General features: G+C 69.6%; 20 protein-coding genes. 14 read left to right on the forward strand and 6 right to left on the reverse strand.

Translation table 11 applies throughout. The features are described from left to right. Window positions 1-231 precede the first annotated feature (231 nt). From chvE to IEY81_RS14830, 4 genes are all read left to right on the forward strand, one after another. Window positions 232-1296, forward strand: a complete 1065-nt coding sequence (chvE, locus tag IEY81_RS14815) for a multiple monosaccharide ABC transporter substrate-binding protein (RefSeq protein ID WP_189119252.1) — start codon at window positions 232-234, stop codon at window positions 1294-1296. Window positions 1297-1392: 96 nt separating this feature from the next. Beyond that, window positions 1393-2925, forward strand: a complete 1533-nt coding sequence (mmsA, locus tag IEY81_RS14820) for a multiple monosaccharide ABC transporter ATP-binding protein (protein ID WP_189119253.1) — start codon at window positions 1393-1395, stop codon at window positions 2923-2925. A 6-nt stretch (window positions 2926-2931) separates the two neighbouring features. Continuing rightward, window positions 2932-4224, forward strand: a complete 1293-nt coding sequence (gene mmsB, locus IEY81_RS14825; protein WP_189119254.1) for a multiple monosaccharide ABC transporter permease — start codon at window positions 2932-2934, stop codon at window positions 4222-4224. 210 nt (window positions 4225-4434) lie between these two features. Further along, complete coding sequence (locus IEY81_RS14830) at window positions 4435-5310, forward strand: 1,4-dihydroxy-2-naphthoate polyprenyltransferase (protein WP_189119255.1); 876 nt, start codon at window positions 4435-4437, stop codon at window positions 5308-5310. Window positions 5311-5313: 3 nt separating this feature from the next. On the opposite strand, the gene IEY81_RS14835 is transcribed toward IEY81_RS14830, so the two are convergent. The 3 genes from IEY81_RS14835 to IEY81_RS14845 form a co-directional block, all read right to left on the reverse strand. Next, the gene (locus IEY81_RS14835) at window positions 5314-6324 is read right to left on the reverse strand and encodes a type IV toxin-antitoxin system AbiEi family antitoxin domain-containing protein (RefSeq protein WP_189119256.1); all 1011 of its coding nucleotides are present in this window, start codon (window positions 6322-6324) and stop codon (window positions 5314-5316) included. Between the two features lie 245 nt (window positions 6325-6569). Continuing rightward, window positions 6570-7835 (reverse strand): MFS transporter, encoded by a 1266-nt coding sequence (locus IEY81_RS14840; protein WP_189119257.1) that lies wholly within the window; start codon window positions 7833-7835, stop codon window positions 6570-6572. A gap of 159 nt (window positions 7836-7994) precedes the next feature. Continuing rightward, on the reverse strand, window positions 7995-8168 hold the full coding sequence (locus tag IEY81_RS14845; RefSeq protein ID WP_189119258.1) for a hypothetical protein: 174 nt from the start codon (window positions 8166-8168) through the stop codon (window positions 7995-7997). A 482-nt stretch (window positions 8169-8650) separates the two neighbouring features. On the opposite strand from IEY81_RS14845, the gene IEY81_RS14850 reads away from it, so the two are divergent. The 10 genes from IEY81_RS14850 (at window position 8651) to IEY81_RS14895 (ending at window position 21860) form a co-directional block, all read left to right on the forward strand. After that, entirely contained in the window at window positions 8651-8917 is a 267-nt protein-coding gene (locus IEY81_RS14850; RefSeq protein ID WP_091043078.1) for a hypothetical protein, read from the forward strand. Between the two features lie 39 nt (window positions 8918-8956). Then, window positions 8957-10174: a hypothetical protein gene (locus IEY81_RS14855; protein WP_189119259.1), complete on the forward strand. Its 1218-nt coding sequence runs from the start codon at window positions 8957-8959 to the stop codon at window positions 10172-10174. Then, the gene (locus tag IEY81_RS14860) at window positions 10171-12894 is read left to right on the forward strand and encodes an ATP-binding protein (RefSeq protein ID WP_189119260.1); all 2724 of its coding nucleotides are present in this window, start codon (window positions 10171-10173) and stop codon (window positions 12892-12894) included. The genes IEY81_RS14855 and IEY81_RS14860 overlap by 4 nt, the downstream gene beginning before the upstream one ends. After that, entirely contained in the window at window positions 12894-15137 is a 2244-nt protein-coding gene (locus tag IEY81_RS14865) for a hypothetical protein (RefSeq protein WP_189119261.1), read from the forward strand. The genes IEY81_RS14860 and IEY81_RS14865 overlap by 1 nt, the downstream gene beginning before the upstream one ends. Before the next feature lie 62 nt (window positions 15138-15199). Continuing rightward, on the forward strand, window positions 15200-15673 hold the full coding sequence (locus IEY81_RS14870; protein ID WP_189119262.1) for a hypothetical protein: 474 nt from the start codon (window positions 15200-15202) through the stop codon (window positions 15671-15673). Window positions 15674-15677: 4 nt separating this feature from the next. After that, the gene (locus IEY81_RS14875) at window positions 15678-17618 is read left to right on the forward strand and encodes a peptidoglycan DD-metalloendopeptidase family protein (RefSeq protein WP_189119263.1); all 1941 of its coding nucleotides are present in this window, start codon (window positions 15678-15680) and stop codon (window positions 17616-17618) included. 147 nt (window positions 17619-17765) lie between these two features. After that, window positions 17766-18806, forward strand: coding sequence for an AMP-binding protein (locus IEY81_RS14880; protein ID WP_189119264.1), 1041 nt, complete (start codon window positions 17766-17768; stop codon window positions 18804-18806). Further along, window positions 18803-19771, forward strand: a complete 969-nt coding sequence (locus tag IEY81_RS14885; protein WP_189119265.1) for an o-succinylbenzoate synthase — start codon at window positions 18803-18805, stop codon at window positions 19769-19771. The genes IEY81_RS14880 and IEY81_RS14885 overlap by 4 nt, the downstream gene beginning before the upstream one ends. Window positions 19772-19857: 86 nt before the next feature. Beyond that, window positions 19858-21462 (forward strand): 2-succinyl-5-enolpyruvyl-6-hydroxy-3-cyclohexene-1-carboxylic-acid synthase, encoded by a 1605-nt coding sequence (gene menD, locus IEY81_RS14890; protein WP_189119266.1) that lies wholly within the window; start codon window positions 19858-19860, stop codon window positions 21460-21462. Window positions 21463-21497: 35 nt separating this feature from the next. Further along, window positions 21498-21860: a hypothetical protein gene (locus IEY81_RS14895; protein ID WP_229787886.1), complete on the forward strand. Its 363-nt coding sequence runs from the start codon at window positions 21498-21500 to the stop codon at window positions 21858-21860. Between the two features lie 4 nt (window positions 21861-21864). On the opposite strand, the gene IEY81_RS14900 is transcribed toward IEY81_RS14895, so the two are convergent. From IEY81_RS14900 to IEY81_RS14910, 3 genes are read right to left on the reverse strand one after another with little or no spacing between them, the layout of a single operon-like run. Next, window positions 21865-22434: a TIGR03086 family metal-binding protein gene (locus tag IEY81_RS14900; protein WP_229787887.1), complete on the reverse strand. Its 570-nt coding sequence runs from the start codon at window positions 22432-22434 to the stop codon at window positions 21865-21867. Further along, window positions 22431-22919 carry an SRPBCC family protein gene (locus tag IEY81_RS14905; protein WP_189119267.1) on the reverse strand — a complete coding sequence of 163 codons (489 nt, stop codon included), beginning with the start codon at window positions 22917-22919 and terminating at the stop codon, window positions 22431-22433. Before IEY81_RS14905 ends, IEY81_RS14900 begins: the two co-directional genes overlap by 4 nt. Then, the gene (locus IEY81_RS14910) at window positions 22916-23281 is read right to left on the reverse strand and encodes an ArsR/SmtB family transcription factor (protein ID WP_189119268.1); all 366 of its coding nucleotides are present in this window, start codon (window positions 23279-23281) and stop codon (window positions 22916-22918) included. The genes IEY81_RS14905 and IEY81_RS14910 overlap by 4 nt, the downstream gene beginning before the upstream one ends. Window positions 23282-23467 lie beyond the last annotated feature (186 nt).

A 23467-nucleotide genomic window follows, 5' to 3' on the forward strand; every position in this document is an offset into this window, starting at 1 on the left:
TGCGCCGCCTGTGTGCACAGATGATCAACGGAGACTCCCGTAAGTCACGAGTCGGAAACATCCTCGTTCCGCACTTGACGCATCCGGAGGGAAAGAGGCACATTGTGCCAATGTGAGCGTTCACATTCGTGACAGCGCTCACCCGTGGACCGGCCCGAGAGCCGGTTCGCAGTCCCCCAGACAGCGGCGCGTCGGCCTTCCGCGCGGCCGTAGACGAAATGGAGCAGGTAAGTGCGCAAGGTACTCACCACGATCACCGCGGCCGCGCTTGCGCTCGGCCTGGCGGCATGCGGCGGCGACGGTGGCTCGGACGGCGACAAGGGCACGATCGGTGTCGCGATGCCGACCAAGTCCTCGGAGCGTTGGATCGCCGACGGCAACAACATCAAGAAGCAGCTCGAGGGCGAGGGTTACAAGGTCGACCTGCAGTACGCCGAGGACGACATCCCGACCCAGGTCTCCCAGGTCGAGAACATGGTCACCAAGGGCGTCGACGTCCTCGTGGTCGCGGCCATCGACGGCACCGCGCTCGGTGAGGTCCTCGAGACCGCCGAGTCCCAGGACATCCCGATCATCAGCTACGACCGCCTCATCCGCGACACCGAGGCCGTCGACTACTACTCGACCTTCGACAACTTCGAGGTCGGCGTGCAGCAGGCGACCTCGCTCGTCGACGGTCTGAAGGCCAAGGGCAAGGGCCCCTACAACGTCGAGCTCTTCGGTGGTTCGCCGGACGACAACAACGCCACCTTCTTCTGGGAGGGCGCCATGTCGGTGCTCGAGCCGCTGATGAAGTCCGGCGAGATCGTCATCCCCTCGGGCCAGACGAAGTTCGACCAGGCCGCGATCCTGCGCTGGGATCCCGCCACCGCGCAGAAGCGCATGGAGGACATCCTCACCAAGACGTACGCCTCCAAGAAGGTGCAGGGCGTGCTGTCGCCCTACGACGGCCTCTCGCTCGGCATCATCGCCGCGCTCAAGGGCAACGGCTACACCACCGCCGACCTCCCGGTCGTGACCGGCCAGGACGCCGAGGTGCAGTCGGTGAAGTCGATCAACGCCGGTGAGCAGTACTCCACGATCTTCAAGGACACCCGCGAGCTCGCGAAGGTGACCGTCGACATGATCGTCGCCGTCGGTGAGGGCGAGGAGCCCGAGGTCAACGACACCGAGACCTACGACAACGGCAAGAAGGTCGTGCCGTCCTACCTCCTCGAGCCGGTCGCGGTCACCAAGGACGACGTCACCAAGGTGCTCGTCGACTCCGACTACTACACCGCCGACGAGATCAAGTAGTGCCCACGAGGCCGGGCCCGGCGACCACGCCGGGCCCGGCCTTGGCCCTCCCGCGAGCGCAAGGTCAGCCACGCGGGCCAGACAGTCAGGAACGACATGACCTCACCGATCCTGGAGATGCGCGGCATCACCAAGGAGTTCCCCGGCGTCAAGGCGCTCTCCGACGTCAACCTCGTCGTCAACCGCGGTGACATCCACGCGATCTGCGGCGAGAACGGCGCCGGCAAGAGCACCTTGATGAAGGTGCTCAGCGGGGTCTACCCCCACGGCACCTACACCGGCGACATCGTCTTCGAGGGAGAGACCGCGAAGTTCGGCAACATCCGGCAGAGCGAGGCCGCCGGCATCGTGATCATCCACCAGGAGCTCGCCCTCATCCCCGAGCTCTCGATCGCGGAGAACATCTTCCTCGGCAACGAGACGGCCAAGCGCGGCATCATCGACTGGGGTCGCGCCAACCGCGAGGCGATCGACCTGCTCGCCCGGGTCGGCCTGCGGGAGAACCCGCTGACCCCGGTGAAGCACCTCGGCATCGGCAAGCAGCAGCTGGTCGAGATCGCCAAGGCGCTCTCGAAGGAGGTCAAGCTGCTCATCCTCGACGAGCCGACCGCCGCCCTCAACGACGACGACTCCCAGCACCTCCTCGCGCTCCTGAAGGGGCTCAAGGAGAAGGGGATCACCTCGATCATGATCAGCCACAAGCTGAACGAGATCGAGCAGATCGCCGACGAGATCACCATCATCCGCGACGGCCAGAGCATCGAGACGCTCTCCGTCGCCGACGGCGGCGTCGACGAGGACCGGATCATCCGCGGGATGGTCGGTCGTGACCTCGAGAACCGCTTCCCCGACCACACCCCCTCCATCGGGGACGTGCTCTTCGAGGTGCGCGACTGGACCGTCATGCACCCGCAGGACAGCCACCGTGAGGTCATCCGGCAGGCCAACCTGTCCGTGCGAGCCGGCGAGATCGTCGGCATCGCCGGGATGATGGGCGCGGGGCGTACCGAGCTGGCGCGGTCGATCTTCGGACGCTCCTACGGCTCGCGGACCACCGGGTCGCTGGTCCTGGACGGCGCCGAGCTGCAGCTGAACACGGTCACCCAGGCGATCGATGCCGGCATCGCGTACGTCTCGGAGGACCGTAAGGGCCTCGGGCTCAACCTCATCGACGACATCAAGACCTCGGTCACCGCAGCGGCTCTGAAGAAGCTGCGCAACGGGCTCGTCGTCGACGAGCACAAGGAGGTCGTGGTCGCCGAGGGCTACCGCAAGAACCTCAACATCAAGGCGCCGTCGATCACCGCCGGGGTCGGCAAGCTCTCCGGCGGCAACCAGCAGAAGGTGGTGCTGTCCAAGTGGATGTACACCGACCCGAAGCTGCTGATCCTCGACGAGCCGACCCGAGGCATCGACGTCGGCGCCAAGTACGAGATCTACGGGATCATCCAGGAGCTCGCCCGCAGCGGTCGCGGCGTACTGGTGATCTCCTCCGAGCTGCCCGAGCTGCTCGGTCTGTGTGATCGCATCTACACGCTCGCCGAGGGCGTGATCACCCATGAGTTCGACCGCTCAGAGGCCACCCAGGAGTCCCTGATGCGCTACATGACCGCGGACGCGAGGAAGTAACCCCCGATGAATGCCCTGCTCAACACGCTGCGCGGGAACGTCCGCCAGTACGGGATGATCATCGCTCTGGCGGCGATCATCGTCCTCTTCCAGATCTCGACCGAGGGCGTGCTGCTCAAGCCGCTCAACGTCTCCAACCTGGTCGTCCAGAACGCTCAGATCCTGATCCTGGCCATCGGCATGGTGATCGTGATCGTGGCGCGTCACATCGACCTCTCGGTCGGCTCGGTGGCCGCCTTCGTCGGCGCCGCCTCGGCGATCATGATGACCCAGTACGACTTCCCGTGGTGGCTGGCCGTCTTCCTCGGCCTGCTCATCGGCACCGCCATCGGCGCCTGGCACGGCTTCTGGGTGGCGTACGTCGGGATCCCGGCGTTCATCGTGACGCTGGCCTCGATGCTGCTCTTCCGTGGTCTGACCCTGGTCGTGCTCAAGGGCGCGACCGTCGGTGGTCTGCCGGAGCAGTTCAAGGCGATCGGCAACGGCTTCCTGCCCGAGATCGGTCCGGACACCGGGCTGCACAACCTGACGCTGATCATCGCCGTCGTCGCCGTCGCGATCCTGATCGTGCTCGAGGTGCGTCGTCGCAACGCTCAGGCCGCGTACAACTTCGACGTCCTGCCTTTCCCCCTCTTCGTGGTGAAGCTGGCGCTGCTGACCGTCGTGATCATGTACTTCGCCTACCTGCTCGCCGACGCCCGTGGCCTGCCGATCGTCGGCCTGATCCTGGGCGGCCTGATCGTGGTCTACACGTTCATCATGAACAAGACCGTCTTCGGCCGGCACGTCTACGCGATCGGCGGCAACGTCGACGCGGCCACGATGTCCGGCGTCAACACCAAGCGCGTCGACTTCCTGGTCATGATGAACATGGGTCTGCTCTCGGGTCTGGCCGGTCTCGTGACGACTGCACGTCTGACCGCCGCGAACCCCAAGGCCGGCGTGAACTTCGAGCTCGACGCCATCGCGGCCGCCTTCATCGGTGGCGCGGCCGTCACCGGCGGTGTCGGCACCGTCGTCGGCGCCATCATCGGTGGTCTGGTGATGGGTGTCCTCAACAACGGCATGTCGCTGCTCGGTGTCTCCATCGACTGGCAGCAGGCCATCAAGGGCCTCGTGCTCCTCCTCGCGGTCGCCTTCGACGTGTGGAACAAGCGTCGCACCGCCGGCTCCGGCGGCGCCGGTGCCGAGGCCACCGAGTCGAGCGCTCCGCCGCCCGACAAGCTGGCCGAGGAGATCGAGGCCATGGAGGCCGAGCTCAGCGTCGACTCGACGCCGGGCGAGACCCCGAAGACCTGATTCATCCCCCACCCCCCACCTGACGACCCCTGCCGCGCTCGGCAGGGGTCGTTGGGGTTTCTGGGGCTGGTGGGGCAGGTGGGGTTCGTGGGCTCGTGTAACACGCTGTTCGTAGGACTATTCGCCCTATTGGAACGACCGGATAGTCCTACGAACGACGTGTTACATCCCCGGCGCGCCCGCTCCGAGCCCCGGGTGTTGAATAGCGCCGTGGCAACTTCTGCTCAGTGGGTCCAGGGGGCCCGGCCCCGTACGCTCCCCGCGGCGCTCGCGCCGGTCATCGCCGGGACGGGGGTGGCCGCGTACGCCGACGGGCTGGTCTGGTGGAAGGCTCTGCTCGCGCTCGTGGTGGCCCTCGCGCTGCAGGTCGCGGTCAACTACGCCAACGACTACTCCGACGGCATCCGCGGCACCGACGACGAGCGGGTCGGTCCGCTGCGGCTGACCGGCTCCGGTCTCGCGAAGCCGGCGGCGGTCAAGCGCGCTGCGTTCATCGCCTTCGGCATCGCCGCCGTGGCTGGCCTCGTGCTGGCGCTGACCTCGGCGTGGTGGCTGATCCTCATCGGCCTCGTCTGCATGGTCGCGGCCTGGTACTACACCGGCGGCTCGCACCCCTACGGCTACGCCGGTCTCGGCGAGGTCATGGTCTTCGTCTTCTTCGGGCTGGTCGCGGTCATCGGCACGACCTTCGTCCAGACGCAGTCGTGGGAGTGGGGCGCGCTGTGGGCCGGCGTCGGCGTCGGCGCGATCACCTCCGCGCTCCTGGTCGCCAACAACCTCCGCGACATCCCCGGCGACACCGAGTCCGGAAAGATCACCCTCGCCGTACGTCTCGGCGACGCCCGCACGCGCTGGCTCTACGTCGCGCTCGTCGCGGTCGCCGCGATCGCGGTCGTGCTGGTGGCGCTGACGACCTCGTGGTGGGCGCTGATCGGTCTCGGGTTCATCGCCGTCGCCGCCCAGGGCGTGCGCACCATCCTCGATCGAGCCAACCTCGGCCCGCGGCTGATCCCGGTCCTCCAGCAGACCGGTCAGGCCACCCTGGTGTGGGGGCTGCTCGTCGGCGTACCTCTGCTCTTCGTCTGAGTCTCAGGCTGCCTTCGGCCGGCGGACGCGGAATCGGTCCAGGTCGGAGATGTCGGTGCCGAAGGCGTGGCAGGTGGCCAGGTATTCGCGGCGCAGGCGTTCTTTGAGATAGCTGCGGTTGCGGCCGAAGAGGTCGTCCCAGCCGACCCGCGACATCCCGAGGTGGAAACCGTGGGCCCAGTCCTGCCTCACCTTCTCCTCGGCGAGGATGTCGTCGACGGAGCGGAGCGCGAGACCGCCGTCACCGACCGGCAGGTATTTGGTGCGACCGTCGAACTCGAAGAGGTGACGCCCGACCCGGAGGTCGAACCGCGCGGTGCGTACGCCGTCGGTGATCTCGAACTGGGTCTCGATGCCGGTCATGCCCAGCTCCTCGAGCACGTCGCGGGTGAGCGACTCACCGATCGACTCGGCACCAGCGTCGGAGAGCGCGATCGCCTCCTTGACCAGGCGGCGGTTGGGCCAGTGCTGCATGTGATGGAGGACCTCCCAGAGATCATCGACCGAGACGCCCATCCTGCGTGCGGAGTCCATGGCGACCACGCCGTACGGCCGGCCGTGCTCGCGAGCGATGTCGACCGCCGTGCGGGCCGGGCCGAGGACATCGAACCCGTTGACTTGCACGACTTGGTCCTCGAGGTAGGGCGCCAGATGATGCTTCACGCCCCACTTGTTGTGTGTGCCGACGACCGGCTGGCGGGTGACGTGCGTTTCGGGTTTCACCGGCAGGAGGATGCCCATCCCGAGCTCGAGGGCCGCGGTGTCATGGCTCCGCACGAACGGCACAGTGATCGCGGCGCAGGCCGCTCGGTCGCGGAGACGTCGCCGGTCCGAGAGGAGGGTCACGCTCTCGACGTAGGCGCGTTCGGCATAGACCCCGCGGCGTACGACCACCCACTCGCGACTCGCGACCTGACGGTGGATCGCCTCGAGGTCGAGGCCCGTCGCGAGCGCCTGCCTGCGGGTGATCAGCCCGTGGTTGGCCGACATGATCGCCTGGATCCGAGGGTTCATGGCACCAGCCTGCTGGCGAGCTCCGACACGTACTGAGCGATTTCGCAGGGGCTGTGGACAACTGCTGATCGAGCTGGGGCTGTGGATGGTGAGTGGCCCGGGGCGGGGGCTCGGGGACGGGTAACACGTTGTTCGTAGGACTATCCGGTCGTTCTGATAGGGCGAGTAGTCCTACGAACGACGTGTTACACGGGGAACGGCAGCCCGCGCGGAGCAGCCCGACGCAGAGCGGCCCGCGCCGCCGCTCAGACAGCCGCACCCACTGGCTGCGCCCGACGAGCCAGATAGCGCTCCGCAGCACGAGCAGAGGGATGTACGCCGACGGCGGCGGCGACGATGACCGCCGCGATGATCGCCCACCCGAGATGACCCAGCTCCATGGCGAGGAAGGTGTAGGCGGCGGGGGCCCAGACGGTGCCGAGGGTGTAGCCGACCTGGGCGGCTCCCTGGTAGTCGCCGCGGTGCTCGGGGTCGGAGAGGTCGGCGACGAGGCCCCACTCGCCGGCGGACTGGAAGAGCTCGGCGCCGGTGACGGTCACGTGGCCGAGCCAGACCAGCGCGATGGTGAGCAGGCCGACGGTGTCGTGGGTGACCGCGATGATGGCGCACGAGGCCAGGAAGCAGACCGCGCCACGACGCTGCGCCTTGAGCGAGGTGGTCACGTCGGTCACCCCGCGAGCGGCGATCACCTGCAGGCCGACGGCCATCACCGTGTTCGTGCCGAACAGCCACGCCAGCAGCACCCGCGGCGCGTCGGTCTCCTGCACCAGCCACAGCGGGATGACCACGTTGAGCAGCACCTGGTGGGTGCCCAGAACGCCGTCGAAGAACGTCGTGGCCAGGAACGCGCGGTTGCGCAGGGCGCCGAGGCGGTCGCGTACGACCTGGGCGATCTCCGTGGTGGGCGCCGGGGTGGAGAGGCGGGGGAGGCGCGAGATCCAGAAGGCGTTGACCAGCAGCACCACCGCGGTCATCACCGGGACCGCCTTGATCAGGGTGTTGGAGTCGGCCGCCAGCGCGAGACCGCTGGCGAGGGCGCCGAGCGTGTAGCCGACGTTGCGGGCCGCGCGCATGTAGGCGAAGCCGCGCACCCGGGTGGCCGCGGGGAAGACCGAGATCCGGTACGCGTCGCGGCCCGACTTCTGCCAGGACGAGGCGAGCGCGAGGAGCACCTCGACGGCGACGTACGCCGCGAAGTTGCCGACCAGGACCCAGGCACCGAAGAGCAGCGCCTGGAGCACGGCACCGGCGATCCAGCTGAACCGTGTGCCGAGACGATCCGCGAGTCGGCCCAGGGGGACGGCGAACAAGAAGGTTGCGACGCCCGCGATCGTGAGACCGAGGCCGACCTGTGCGGCGGAGAGCCCGACGATCTGAGTGAAGAAGACCGCCGAACCGGTGAGAAAGGTGCCTTCGGCGAAGGCCGACAGCACCGACTGGTACGACATCGCCCGGATGAGCGGGTCGTCAGAGAGGATCGTGTCCCTCCACCGGATGAAGCGAGGGGACATGTCGACTCCAGACTGTCTTGACATCGAGACAACCGCAGTCTCGTCACTGCGATCGCGAGCGTCAAACAGTTATCTGCTGCTCAGTCCCCATACCGGGCAGCGAAGAAAAGGAGCCCATCGCGCCGACGCACGTGCGTCGACGTCGTCATGCTGCCGAGGTCAGCGGGTGGAGCCCTCGATGGTGCCGATCACGCCGCCGAAGACGTCGGTGGTGACGCCCCAGATGCCGCCGGCGATGGCCGAAACCGTGTTGGTGAGTCCCTGCGGATCGGTGAACAGCCAGAACCCGACGAACAGTACGCCGATGACGATGAAGATCTTCTTCTTGTCCATGTGAGCTCGTCCTCCCGAGAAATCCGATTGAATGAAAGGTAAATTCGTGAAACCGGACGCAAGCGCGCGAAATTCGCGAGGATGCACCGGGATATAGGTTCCCCGAAGTTAGCCTTCCCTCGCAAGAATACGGCCAAGTAGCCCACTGAGCGGGACAGGCGTGCGCCGGGCGGTCGTTCGGCGCCCTGGTGGGTGCTATGACAACTGTGTCAGGAGGTCGCCGCGGAAGGCCGGAAACCGCGAGTCGGAGCCGTGTCGTCAGATGGAACGAGGTGCGTTGTGGCGGTCTGGGGACTACCCTCGTCTCATATGGCGGTGGCGTTTGTCCAGAATGCCGACGTCCGGGAGTTTGCGTCAGCGCGCGGGAGGGGCGAGACGCCTCCACCCGCCGGTGCCGCATGGGGCTGCGCCGGGCGGGACAACCGAATAACTTCCGGACGCATCCGGCAACCACACCTCACCTCGGGAAAGGGAGCAGAACAATGGCACCGCACCAGTTGATTCAAAGTACGACGCAGGCCGCCGAATATGGCACCGGTGGCCTGGCCGAGTGGATCACCGACAACATCATCACGCTCGTCGTCCTGATCCTGGGCGTCACTGTCCTGTGGGCTGCCCGCAGCGGCAACATCTCCAAGGCCGTCACGATCGTCGGCGGCCTGATCATCGGGCTGGGCGTCCTCGGCCTGGCCGTGGGCAACAACGCCACGGATCTCGGTCAGTGGATGGCTGGTCTCTTCAAGGGGTGAACCCGGTCCCGTTAGCTACCCAGGGAGGGATTCTCGGGGATGAGGCTGCCTGACGACGACGAGCTGTACGAGGTCGACCAGACCTATCTCGGTCCCCCTCGTCGCTACATCGGGGAGATGCGTTATCGCACCATCTTCCTCTTCTTGGTCATCGCACCGCTGACGCTTGTGCTGCTCCGCAAGCTCGGCATGCCGGTGACGCTCCTCAGCATGGGACTGTGGCTGATCGGCGCCTCCTACCTCTCGATGAAGGCCTCCGACTACATCAGCTCGGAGAGCTCGGCCGGCGCCTGGCTGATGACCTTCTGGCACGAGCTGACCACGCCACGCGTGGAGACCGGCGTGCAGTACGCCGGTGGTGCGGCCGTCGCGTTCCGGCACGTCACCAGCCCCCGAGGTGGCTGGGCGAAGGCCATGCGCCGTCCCGGCCGCCGGTTCGCGCAGCCGCCGGGCGCAACCCCCGAGCCGCGGGTGCTGAAGGCGACCGTCGTCTCCTCGACCCCGACCGCCCAGAGCCAGACGGTGCGCGGCAAGGCCGCCCCGGTTCGGCCCGTGATCGAGGCCAAGGTGGTCGAGGAGCCGCTCCCGGCCTTCCCCGAGCCCCAGCCGGCACCCCAGGCGTCCGTACGCCAGCAGCCGGTCGGTCGCACGCGCCCTGCCAAGGGTGGCTGGTCGAGCCGTCCGGCTCCGTCGCCGCGCGAGCCCCGCGACGTACCGTGGAAGGGCGGTGCGCCCTGGCAGGCCCGCCAGGAGAGCCAGCAGCCTGCGGCTGCCTCGGAGTCGACAGCACAGTCGACGCCGCCGCCTCCGCCCGCGGTGCAGCCGGCCACGCCGAGCACCCCGCCGCCGCCTCCGCCGCCCCAGGCGGCCGAGCCGGCCCCGGTGACGCAGACTCCCGCGCCGGAGCCCCGAGAACCCCAACCCCGAGAACCCCAACCCCGAGAGCCCGAGCCCCGAGAGCCCGAACCCGCGCCGACCCTCGAGCCGAAGGTCGCGCGCCTGCCGCTCTCCCACGCGGTGCGCCCGGCCGTGGTGATCGCGCCGGAGCCGGGACTCGACCACTTCGACGACACCGACGGTCTCGACGCGTTCGACGATGCTCCCTCGGGTTCCACCCGCCCCAGAGAGAATCCCGATGACTGGGCGACGGCTGACAGCGGCGTGCAGACCGTGGACGATGGCCACTGGCGCCACCACGGCGGCGACCGACCCCACGACGCACCGAACGATGCACCCGACGACGGAGGAACCGCATGAGGCGGCCGCGAACGGAGCGGGCCTACGGGCCCGGCTTCGAGAAGCCCAAGCCGGGACGCAAGCGCGTCTTCGGCCGGGGCGGCGACGACTCGAAGGGCGCGCGTGAGCCCAGAGGGGACATGTGGGCCCTCGAGGAGGTGCGCGGTCACCTCACCTTCACCAACGACCGCATCATCGCCTGGTACCTCGCCGAGCCCCAAACCTGGTCGTTCCGTGCCCACTCCGACCTCGAGGCGCTGATCACCGACCAGGCCAGCCAGCTGGCCGACCTCGTCGGCAACACCGTCCACGGTCGGGTCACCACCCGCCCCTATCCCGTACGCCACTGGGCGCACGCCGCGTTCGCCAACGCCCCCGACCCGCAGCCCGGGTTCGAGGAGATGATGGCGCGCAACCAGGCCCACATGGCCGCCCACAGCCAGGCCGACAAGCTGGTCTACTACGGCGTCGACCTCGGCCGACGCGATGCGACGGTGCGTACCCTTGCGAAGTTCTCCGCCGGTGCCGCCGAGCGCGAGATGGCGGCGATCAGCGAGCGCCTCGACACGGTCAACCGGGTGATGTCACGGCCGGGCTTCTCGGCGCGGCCCGCGGTCGGCCACGACATGGAGTGGATGATCGCCCGCTCGCTCTCCCTGGGCGCCAAGATCCCGGTGCCCGAGCCGGGGGAGGCCCAGCAGAACTTCCTCGACACCGACGACATGGCCGAGTGGTTCGAGTCGGTGGCCTGGTCGGCCGAGCCGCTGGCGCCGACCGTGCAGGTCACCAGCAGCGTCGGTGGCCGCCAGGAGACCAACCACGTCTGCGTGCTCACCGTCTCCCGGGTCGGCGACATCGAGGTCCCCGAGACCCATGCACCGTGGATGGCGAAGACCGACGCGCTCGGCTTCCCGGTCGAGTGGTCCTTCCGGGTCGAGCCTCGCTCGCCGGAGGACGTGTCCCGAGAGATGGCGAGCCTCACCCGCCGTATCGACGGCCAGGTCAGCCACTGGTCCGAAGACCACGGCAAGCGTCCGCCGAAGCAGCTCTCCCGCCAGGCCGGCCGCGCCGCCGACGTGGAGGACGAGATGCGCTCGGAGTTCACCGGCCTCTCGACCCGCACCCGCGGCTGGTACCGCATCGCCGTCACCGGCCGCACCGAGGCGGAGGCGCTCGACAAGGCCCAGAAGGTCGTCGACCTCTACCGGCCGCAGATCAAGATCACCCGCCAGCTGGGGCAGTACCACCTGGCCCGCGAGTTCGTCCCGGGCGAGCCGCTCGCGAGCACCGCCCACGCCCGCAAGTTCCCGGTCCTCAAGGTCGCTGCCGGTCTGCCCGCGGTCACCGCGGAGGTCGGCGACAAGCGCGGCTTCTACCTCGGCGAGACCTCGGCGATGGCCTCGCGCGCGGTGCTGATGGACCCGTGGTACCTCACCGAGGTCATGGAGCAGGCCGGTCTGATCCCGCTGGTCGGCACGCCCGGCTCCGGTAAGTCGACCCTGATGGGCGTCATCATCTACATGTCGATCCTCTCCGGCATCCACGGCGTGGCCATGGACCCGGCGGGCCGGCTGCAGCGACTGATGACGCTCCCGGAGATCGGCGGCGGGATCTTCAACGGCCACCAGGTTCCCGCGCGCGCCCGCAGCGTCGACGTCCTGGGCGGCCGTCCGGGCTCGCTCTCGCCGTACGCGGTCGTCCCCGACCCCAACCCCGAGCTGATCCGGGCAGAGGCGATGTCGGACCACGAGTTCGCCGAGCGGCTCCACCGGGAGCGGTCGGCCGCCGTCCAGCAGCGCCGCGACCTCACGGTCTCCGTGCTCCGCTCGTGCCTGCCGGTCGGGCTGGCCAACAACGAGGAGGTGCTCAAGCGCATCCGTGCCCGCGTGATGGAGGCGCAGGCCGACCGTGGCGCGGACACCTCGACGATCGTGAAGATGCTCTTCGAGGGCGGCAACGGCGACCACGAGATCGCCCGCGAGCTCGCCGCCGCCCGCGAGCGCGAGCTCGGCCGCCTCTTCTTCGGCAACGACTTCCTCCAGTCCGACGAGGAGCTGAAGGGCACGCCGTTCACCTTCTACAACCTCAAGGGTCTCAACACCCCGCCCGAGCACGTGCCGCGCGAGGAGTGGAGCGCCGAGGAGCAGATGGCGCGCCCGATCATGACCCTCGCGGCCTGGTCGGCCCTTCACCTGATCTACCGGAGCGACCCCAACGAGCGGAAGCTGTTCGCGCTCGACGAGGCCCACGAGGTCACCCAGGCCTCCGGCGGCACCGGCCGCGCGCTGGTGCACAAGCTCTCCAGCGACTCCCGCAAGAACAACTGCGCCGCGCTGGTCTCCACCCAGAACGCCTCCGCGATCCTGGGCTCCGACATCAACAACTTCGTCGGCGCAGCCTTCGTGGGACGTACGCAGGACGAGAACGCCCAGCGCGACGCGCTCAAGCTGCTCGGCAAGCCCGAGGGCCTGGGTTACGAGTCGATCCTGGCGCGCCTCTCGCCGCGCACGCGGCGCGGTGACGAGCAGCTCGGCTTCCGTGAGTTCATCTACCGCGACGGTCTCGGCGGCGACACCGGCCACGGCGGCATGGAGATCATCAAGGTCACCCTCAACCACCACCCCGGTCTGCAGGAGGCCCTCAACACCACCGCCGACCCGACCCGCCGCGTCAACCGGGCCATCGGCGGCGACCCGGCCGACCTCTCCGCGAGCGAGCTCTCCGGGGACGGGATCGGCTGATGGCGGCCGCCTTCCGCCGGTCGAGCCGCGAGCGCCAGCGAGCGTGTCGAGACCAACACAGTCCCCTCGAGCGCCGAGGGGACCGTGCTGGTCTCGACACGCCTCCGCCCGGCGGCTCCGGCGGCTCGACCGGCGGGTGGCGCCGGAGGGCAGCAGCTCTCGTCGTACTGGTAGCTGGCCTGCTGGCGTTCGCGGCTCCTGCCTCTGCGATCGACATCCCGATCCCGTTCGACCCCACCGGCGGGCTCTCGGGTGTGGGCGACGCGTGCAACAACCTGGACGCGCCGATGCCGGCCTCGCCCTACGGCGACGGCTCCTTCATCGTGCGGATGACGGCGCTGGGGGCGGCGTCGAAGGCGGGCACCGAGCTCAACGACCCGAAGAAGGTCGACGACGAGCTCGACCCGTTCCGCAACAAGGACGAGGTCTCGCTGGAGTCGGCCTACGGCACCTCGCCGCAGTGGTGGACCTACGACAACGGGTGCACGGGCCAGTTCATCGCCGGGGCCGGCACCTCGATCGGCAACATCATGCTGGAGATCTCCGGCATCATGCCCAACTGGTCCCACGCGCTGCTCAACGCGGTGATCGGCGAGAACTCCTTCCTCAAGGTGCTCGACGACCCGATCGTGACCGCCAGCAAGGCCGTCACCGACGGCGTCTGGGCGCCGTGGGTGAGCGTGGTGCTGCTGCTGGTCGCGGCGACGGTGATGATCCGGGCGCGCGACGGGCGGTTCGCCAGGGCGGTCACCGCGGCCGGCTGGGCGCTGGGCGTGCTGGTGGTGACGTCCTGGCTGATCCAGTATCCGGTGGAGTCGACCAAGCTGGTCGACGACGGCGTGCGGTCCGCGACCGGTCTCATCGCGACCGGCTTCAACGACGGCAACACGGTCCCCGGGGTCGGCGACGACAAGTTCGGTGAGACCGACGCGGTCAAGGCCGTGGACGGCCAGATGGACGAGGTGGTGCGCTCGACGCAGTACCGCACCTGGCTCGCCGGCGCCTTCGGCGACCCCGACTCGGCCACCGCGAAGAAGTACGGACCGCGGGTCTTCCGCTCGACGCACTTCTCCTGGCAGGAGTACGACACCTACCGCAAGGACCCCAACGGCGACGGCAAGAAGGTCCTCGAGGCCAAGCAGGACGCGTTCAAGAAGCACGCCGAGGCGATCAAGAAGTCCGACCCGGTGGCCTATGAGTTCTTCAAGGGCGAGCACTGGTCGCAACGAGCGACCACGGCCCTGGTCAACCTCGTCGTGGTCGTCGTCGTGTGCGGCTTCCTGCTGGTCGCGGGGCTGGCGATCCTGCTCTCCTTCGCGCTGATCCGGCTGATCGTGCCGTTCGCGCCGGCCGCAGGCGTCCTGTTCATGCTCGACCACACCCGCGACGCCGCGGTGGCGATGCTGAAGCGCGTGGTCGGCCCGCTGGTGATGGGGCCGATCTACTTCCTGGTCGCGCTGCTCCTGCTCAGACTCGACTCGGCGATCCTCACCTCGACGATGTGGTTCGTGCTCAAGCTGGGCCTGATCGCGGTGCTGACCGTGCTCGCCTGGCGACTCACCCGCCCCGCTGCGTACGGCATCCCGCTGCCGGGGATGGGCCGTCTGACCTCGATGCTGACGTCGTACGTCGGGGCCCGGGCGGGCACCGAGGCCGGCGTCCGCGACGCCGCGGCCGACCGCGAGCAGGTGCCCGCGGGCCCGGCGGCCGGGACCGGGTCGGTCTCGAGCCCCGGTGGGGTCTACATGCCCGGTCACGAGCTCACCGGCAGCACGCGCTCGACGATGACCGCTCAGCAGGTGCCCAACCAGGCGCCGGTGACGGCCGCGGGAGCCCTGGGTGCCGGGGCGGCTGCGGCCGGCCCACCGGCGTACGCCCTGGGGTCCTCGATGAGCGGCAACGACGGCGAGCGCGTGGCCGGTCAGTGGTTCGACTCGCGCTCCACCGAGCGCGACGAGCCCGCGTACCGCGAGGCGTCGGCCCACGAGGAGGCGGCGTCCGTGGGATCTGCCGCGCGCGTCTACAACAACGACCGGCCCGAGGCGCCGAGCCCCGTCGACTACACGGGCGGCTACGCCGACCGGGAGCCCGAGCCGCCGCGGCAGTCACCGGTGGCGGAGGCCAACGTGGACTACGACGCCGACGGGAACCCGGTCTTCGTCATCTACTCACCGAGCGGGAACCGTGCGGTGCCCGTCGACAACAGTCCGAGCTGGGGGTCAGCTGAAGGAGGAGCCCGGTAGTGCGGTCGACAACGACGCGTGGTGTGCTGTGGGAGGTCATCGCGCCGGTGCTGAGGTGGCCCATGAGGTCGCCGTTCCGCTTCTTCTCGGTGGCGGTCGGCATCGTGTTCGTCATCTGGCTCATCGCGCAGTGGAGCGACGCCCCCGACACCGAGCCGGCCTCGCAGCCCGACCGCGGCGCCGCGTCGGCGGGGCAGAGTCCCAGCCCCACCGGCTCTCCGGCTCCCGTCCCGGACCCGCTGCCGTTGGCGACCAAGTTCGTCACCGCCTGGGCTCGTCCCGACCTGACCACGGAGCAGTGGTGGGAGGGGATCAACGCCGCCCGCCCGGACGAGTCGCTGGCGCAGGCTCTCGGCACCACCGACCCGGCCACCGTTCCGGCGACCAAGGTGGTCGGCACCCCGAAGGTGCTCGAGCAGGCCGACGGGGAGGCGCGCGTCGAGGTGGCCACCGACGGTCCGACCGTCATCGTCTACATGACGCTGGTTGACAACGTCTGGTACGTCTCGAACATCCTCCCGGGCGGCGGAGGCTGAGCCGATGTGGATCTTCAAGGCCCGCCTGATTTGGGGGATCGTGGCTGCGGCAGCCACGTTCGTCCTGGTGGTCGCCGGTGCCTTCGTGATCATCGTGGGCGGTCTGGCGAGCACCGAGCAGAGCAACCAGGACCAGGCCGAGTCCGGCTGCGTCAACGGCACCAACGCCATCGCCACCGGCTTCGGACCCGACGGGGAGATCGCCGAAGGCAGCCTCGCCGGCTTCGACAAGGAGCAGATCCAGAACGCCCGCACGATCGTGGCGGTCGGCAAGCAGGCCGGCGTACCCGCCTACGGCTGGGTGATCGCGCTCGCGACCGCGATGCAGGAGAGCACCCTCCACAACCTCGACTACGGCGACCGCGACTCGGTCGGCCTCTTCCAGCAGCGGCCGGTCTCCGGGTGGGGCTCGGTCGCCGACATCATGAACCCGGTCAAGTCCGCCCAGGCGTTCTACGGCGTCGCCAGCCACACCGGCAACACCGGACTCCTCGACATCCCGGGCTGGCGCAAGATGCAGGTCACCGCCGCGGCGCAGGCGGTGCAGCGCTCGGCGTTCCCGCTGGCGTACGCACAGCACGAGGACAAGGCCCGAGCGCTCGTCGCCGCGCTCGCCGACGGCGTCTCCGCCGCCGACCTGAAGGCCACCGCGACGGACGTGTCGTGCACGATCGGCCTCGCCGGGATCAGCACCACCGTCGTACGTCCCATCCAGGCCGGGCTCGCGATCGACAACGGCAACTACGGAAACTCCGGCTCCAACTGGGCGAACATGCACACCGGCAACGACTACTCCTCGCCCTGCGGCACCCCGGTGCAGGCCGCCCACGGCGGCACCATCGTGCTCGAGTCCGGTGGCGGCTGGGGCTGGTCGGGCCGCTGGCTGGTGAAGGTGCAGACGGCGCCCGGCAACCTGACGACCTGGTACGGCCACATGCAGTCGCTCTCGGTCAAGGAGGGCCAGACCGTGAAGGCCGGTCAGGTCATCGGGCAGGTCGGCAGCGAGGGCAACTCGACCGGCTGCCACCTCCACTTCGAGGTCCACCCGCACGGTGGCGGTTACCTGCAGGACCAGGTCGACCCGGCCGTCTGGCTGAAGAAGAACATCGGCAAGACCCTGGAGGCGACCAAGAAGGCCGCCGGCCTGCCGGGCGTCGGCCAGATCGGCGCCTCGCCGGCCGGGGTCTCCGGCCCGCAGGTGCGCCTGGCGCAGGCCAACATCAAGGTGTCGATGTCGCGCGCCAGATACCGCTCCGACCTGGCCAGGGTGATGAAGCACGGACCCGACTTCGTCTCCCTCAACGAGGCCCAGTCGCGTACGGTCTCCGACATCTCGGTGAAGGGCTACGGCACCTACCGCGCCTCGGCCGACGAGTACGGCCGCCGCAGCCAGGCGCTCAGCCCCGTCGTCATGTGGCGTACGGACCGGTGGGTCGCCGTCGACAAGGGCACCGTCCAGCTCACCAAGCCGGTCACCGGCGCGAAGAACGACAACAGGTACGCCACCTGGGTGGTCCTCGCGAGCAGCGACGGCTCCGGGCGTATCTCGGTGATCTCGACTCACACGATGACCTCGCCGGCCAAGAGCCCGCAGGCTCGCAAGAACGAGGCCCAGCGCGGCTTCGCGAAGCTCGCCGGACTGGCGCAGGGGCTGCAGAAGTACGGCCCGGTCCTCGTCGCGGGCGACCTCAACTCGCCCTACCCCCGCAACGGCGGCAACGGCGACCCGTGGGGCCCGAAGCCGCTGATGAGCAAGGCTGGGATGACCTCCTCCTTCGAGGCGCTCGGCGCGCCGCCGCAGGGTTGGGCCACCCACGACGGCGGCGGCAACATCGACTGGCTGCTCGGCTCGAAGGCGACGCTCGTACCCACCCGCCACGCCACCTTCCCGCTGACCTCCGACCACCACGGGCTGGTCGCCGACTTCAAGATCCGCGGTCAGTAGCGGCTCGTACGCGACGTGTAACACGTCGTTCGTAGGACTACTCGCCCTATCTGATAGGGCGAGTAGTCCTACGAACAGCGTGTTACAGCCCACGGACGCCGCCGACCCACCGCCGGCTCCCTCCTGGCACCAGATAGCGTTGGGGGCGTGAACGACGCGGTGGTACGGGCTCAGAGCACCATCGCCGCGATGAGCGAGTGGCTCGCCGGCGGCGGGCCGGAGCACTGGGTCGTGGAGACCTCCGGATCGACGGGCAGACCCAAGCGGGTGATGCTCTCGCGCGGTGCGGTGCAGGCGTCCGCGGCGGCGTCGGCGCGACGTGTCGGGGCCAGCGGGCAGTGGCTGCTGACGCTGCCCGACTCGTACGTCGCCGGTGCCAACGTCATCGCCCGCTCGCTGATCGCCGGTCACGAGCCGGTGATCGCCGGCGCCCACGGGTCCTTCGCGGAGGCTGCTGCGGCGATGAAGACCGGGTCGCGGTTCGTCTCGATGGTGCCGACCCAGCTCCACCGGATCCTCGAGGCCGGCGGGGACGACCTCGCCGCGCTGGCGGAGTTCCACACGTTGCTGCTCGGTGGCGGGCCGATCGACCCGCCGCTGCGGACACGGGCGCAGGAGGCCGGGGTGAACGTCGTCGCGACCTATGGTTCGGCGGAGACGTGCGGCGGGTGTGTCTACGACTCGATGCCGCTGGACGGTGTCGGGATCGCGATCGGAGCCGACGGCCGGGTCCGGATCAGCGGGCCGACGCTCTTCGACGGCTATCAGGACGACCCGGAGCAGACTGCGGCTGCACTGGTAAACGGCTGGTTCCTCACCTCCGACGCCGGCACCCTCGACGAGGACGGCCGGCTCAGGATCCTCGGCCGGATCGACGACATGGTGATCACCGGCGGCGTGAAGGTGCCGGCGGCGCAGGTCGCCAGGCGGCTCCGCGAGCACCCTGCCGTGAAGGCGGCGGAGGCGCTCGGCACCCCCGACGAGGAGTGGGGCCAGCGACTGGTCGCCTTCGTCGTCGGCGACCTCGACGCCGCCGCGGCCCGGGACTGGGTCGCCGCCGAGCACCCGCGTTACTGGGCGCCGCGGCAGGTCGTCGCGCTCGACGAGATCCCGCTCCTCGGCAACGGCAAGCCCGATCGTCAGGCCCTGCTCGCGCTTGCCGTCGGCTCCGGGACGGATGCCCGATGAGCGCCGACCTCCATGTCTTCTCGCTGCCGTTGACCAACCGGTTCCGCGGCATCACCGTGCGCGAGGGCCTCGTCTTCGAGGGCGCCGGCGGCTGGGGCGAGTGGTCGCCCTTCCTCGACTACGACGTCCCCGAGATCGAGCCGTGGCTGCGCTGCGCGGAGGAGGCAGCGGCGGGGGACTGGCCGACGCCTCTGCGGGTGTCCGTGCCCGTCAACGCCACGGTGCCCGCGGTCGGGCCCGAGCGCGCTCACGAGATCGTGAACCGCTCCGGGTGTGCGACCGCCAAGGTCAAGGTCGCCGACCCGGGCCAGAGCCTCGCCGACGACATCGCCCGCGTCGAGGCGGTCCGGGACGCGCTCGGTCCCGCCGGCAAGGTGCGCATCGACGTCAACGCGCTCTGGACGGTCGACGAGGCGCTCGCCGCGATCGGCGTCCTCGACCGTGCGGCCGGCGGTCTGGAGTACGTCGAGCAGCCCTGTGCCACGGTCGAGGAGCTGGCCGAGGTACGCCGCAAGGTCGACGTCCCGATCGCCGCCGACGAGTCCATCCGCCGCGCGACGGACCCCTACCGCGTACGCGACCTCGAGGCTGCCGACGTGGCGGTGCTGAAGGTGCAGCCGCTCGGCGGCGTACGCGCCTGTCTGCAGATCGCCGAGGACATCGGGCTGCCGTGCGCGGTCTCCTCGGCGTTGGAGAGCTCGGTCGGGATGGCTGCCGGGATCGCGCTCGCGGCGGCGCTGCCGGAGCTGCCGTACGCCTGCGGGCTCGGCACGGTCTCGATGTTCACCGGCGACACCGCCGCCGTCTCGCTGCTCCCGACGGGTGGGGCGCTCCCGGTGCTTCCGGCCTCGCCCGCCCCTGACCGGCTCGTCGCCGAGCCGGCACTGCGCGCCACGCCCGAACGCGATGCCTTCTGGCGCGAGCGTCTGGCGGACGTGCTGGCCTATCGCGAGTCGCTCCGGTGAGCGGCGCACATTCCCGCCATGGCGGGAATTTGCCCCGGCCCCAGCCTCGGCCCGGCAGACCACCATCACCCCCGAAGGGAGCCCCGATGCCCACCGCCACTGAGCTCGCCCGCGCGGTGGTGACCGCGCTGATCGAGACCCGGGTGACCGACGTCGTGATCGCGCCGGGGTCGCGCAACGCGCCGCTCTCGTTCGCGGTCTTCGACGCCGCGCGTGCAGGCCTGCTGCGCCTGCACACCCGCATCGACGAGCGCTCGGCCGGCTTCTACGCCCTCGGCCTGACCAAGGTCGGCACCCGCGCGGCGGTGATGTGCACCTCCGGCACCGCGGTCGCCAACCTGCACCCGTCCGTGCTCGAGGCCGCCCACGCCGGCGTGCCGCTGGCGGTCGTCACCGCCGACCGCCCCGCCCGGCTGCGCGAGACCGGGGCCAACCAGGTGACCGACCAGGTCGGCGTCTTCGGGCGGCTGATCGAGACCCGCGACCTCGATGCGTCCCCGACCAAGGACCAGGTCGACGAGCTCGACGCCGCGCGCGGCCCGGTCCACTGGAACGTCCAGCTCGACGTACCGCTGACCCCGCCCGACCGGTGGCAGCCCGCCCCGATCGAGGCCCGCCCGGTGCCGCCGCGGCCCGAGCTGATGGTCTACGAGTCGATCTCGACCGGCGCCGACGCGCCGCGCACGGTCGTCGTCGCCGGTGACGACGCCGGCCCGCCGTCGCGGATCCTCGCCCAGGAGGGCGGCTGGCCGCTGCTCGCCGAGCCGTCCTCGGGCGCCCGCACCGGCGACAACGCCCTGCGCTCCTACCGCCTGCTCCTGGAGTCACCGCTCGCCGACCGGATCGAGCGGGTCGTCGTCTACGGCCACCCGACCCTCTCCCGGCCCGTCACCAACCTGCTCGCGCGCGACGACGTCCAGATCATCGCCGCACCGGTCGAGGGTGCCTGGCCCGCGCGCCCGTTCCGCGTCGACCAGCCGATCCGCAACCGCCTCCACGTCGACGGCGAGCCAGACCCGGCCTGGCTGGAGGAGTGGCGCACTGCCGACCGCACCGTCAGCCGCGAGGTCGACCGGATGCTCCACGAGGAGCAGGAGATGACCGCGTACGACGTCGCAGCCTGTGTCGCCCGCGCGCTGCCCGACGGCGGACTGCTGATGCTCGGCCCCTCCAATCCCGTACGCGACCTGGACCTGATGCTGCGCCCCAACCGCGTCGGCGGGCGGCGGAAGGTGATCGCCAACCGTGGCCTGGCCGGCATCGACGGCATCGTCTCCACCGCGATCGGCGCTGCGGTGGGCCGACCGGCCTCGACGCGCGCGCTCGCGCTGATGGGCGACGTCACCTTCCTGCACGACGCCGGCGGGCTGCTGCTCGGCCCGGAGGAGGTCCGTCCTGACCTCACGATCGTGGTCGCCAACGACGACGGCGGCTCGATCTTCGCCTCCCTGGAGCAGGGTGCTGACGACTACGCCGACAGCTTCGAGCGGCTCTTCGGCACCCCGCACGGCACCTCCTTGGAGGCGCTCTGCGCCGCCCACCGCATCCCTCATCTCGCGGTCTCGTCGGTGCCGGAGCTCGAGGCCGCCCTCGCCTCGCCCAACGGCCGCATCGAGGTCGTCGAGGCCACGGTCTCCCGCACCGGCCGACGTGCCCTCGACCTGGCCATCCGGGCGCTGGCGCGTTCCTGACGCCCCGGCTCGCCCGGCCATGGCACAGTGTGGCCGTGACCGAGCAACCGCAACCTCCGGTGCCGCCGCAGTGGCCAGGCGTGGTGCCCTATGTGGAGTACTACACCGGCGCCAAGCGCATCCTGGTGATCCATCTGACCAGCGGAAACGTGATGCTGGCGACCAATCCCGGCAAGCTGCCGCCGATCGTGAGCATCGACGGCCGGCAGTACGTCGTCTACTGGGGCACGGTCTCGTTCGAGATCCCTGCCGAGCGGGCCTGCCATATCAGCGTCCACGTCGAAGGCGACTATCTCCAGCAGGCCGCCACCATCCTGCTCGCGCCCGGGCCGGAGCAGGTGCAGCTGACGTACGCCACCCAGTACGCCGCCGGCGTCGGGCGGCTGACGCTCGGCTGACCCGTCACGGTCGCCAGTACGGATCCCGACCGATGAACCCGAGAAGCCGCTCCTGCGGCGACGCGTCGGAGGACACCTCGACCCGGGGCCCGAACTGCCCCGAGGAACGCATCGCGTTCTCCATGGCGGTCGCGCCGGCGAGCGTCGCGGCTGCGCGCTCGGCACCCAGGTCGAAGTCGCGCCCGAGGGCACGAGCGAGGTCCCAGGAGTGCATCCAGATGTCGGGCGTGTAGATCTGCGAGAGCGCGACGTCGACCGGCTGGTCGCCCGTGTGCGGGTTGGAGACGGCCCGTCCGGCGGGGTCGTCGAAGAGCGCCTGGATGTCGGCGGTGTGGCGCTTCCACGCCGCTGCCGGGTCCGCCGCGACCTCCAGCGTCGGCAGGTCCATGCCTGCCGAGCTCTGCAGGAACGCCCGCGGCCACTCGATCAGATGGGTGACGACGTCCAGCGCGGACCACGCCGCCACCGGGCTTGGACGGGCCCAGTCTTCGGCGGCGGCGGAGTCGACGAGCTCGGCGAAGCGCGCCGCGTCGTACGCGTGCTGCTCGCCCATCGTCAGGTCGGCGTGGTTCACGAGAGCTCCTCGAGCACCTCGTCGAGCTGCTCGTAGCCCTGGATGACGCCCTTGTCCATGCCGCTGGCCATGATCGCGGCCTGGGTCTCGAACGACTCCACGACGCTCAGGCCGGTCAGTCTGGTGCGGCCGCCGGGGAGCGGCTCGAGGGTGAGGTACTCCAGCGAGGCGCCGTCGGGTGCGCCGCGCCAGGTGAAGGTCTGCACGATGCGCTCGTTCTCCCGCACCTCGTGGAAGCTGCCGAAGAACTGGGTGAGCTCGTCACCACCGCGCTCGGCCGAGTAGGCCCAGGACCCGCCGGTGCGGAAGTCCCACTCGGTGATGTCCATCTCGACGTCGCGCGGGCCGAGCCACTTGGCGTACAGCTCCTTCTCCGCATGCGCCCGGAAGACGAGCTCCGGGGGAGCGTCGAACTCGCGGACGATGGTGATCGTGGGGGTCTCCTTGGAGGCCTCGATCGTGGTCTCGTTCTTGGTGGTGGTCATGATGCGTCCTCTTCTCGTGATGATGTGTCGCGTGTCGGTGCGGTGTCGCCCTGCATCTCCGCGAGGAGCGCGTCCAGGCGCTGGTAACGCTCCTCGGCCTGCTGTTGGTATCGGTCGATCCACTTGGTCATGAGGTCGAACACCTCCGCTTCGAGCCGCACCGGCGCGCGGCGCGACTCCCTGCTCACCAGGCCGGCGTCCTCGAGCACCTTGAGGTGCTTGGACACCGCTTGGAGACTGACGTCGTAGGGCGCCGCCAGCTCTCCGACCGTCGCGTCCGCGGAGGCGAGCCGGGCGACGAGGTCGCGCCGGGTCGGGTCCGCCAGTGCCGCAAAGACCCTGGAGAGTCTGTCCTCGCTCATGTGCTGCTCTTTCCGAATTGTTCTCAACCGTTTGGTTGATAAAGACGGTAGACCGCGCTCGCGCCATTCGTCAACCATCTGGTTGAGTAATCTGATTACCGAAAACCATTCCGCCCGGATACCGGTTGCGGCACCATGTGGGGATCGGACAACTCTGTCCGTGAAAGTCTGTAGAAGCAGCTCCTC

This window comes from Nocardioides luteus (assembly GCF_014648595.1).
GTDB classification, from domain to species: domain Bacteria; phylum Actinomycetota; class Actinomycetes; order Propionibacteriales; family Nocardioidaceae; genus Nocardioides; species Nocardioides luteus.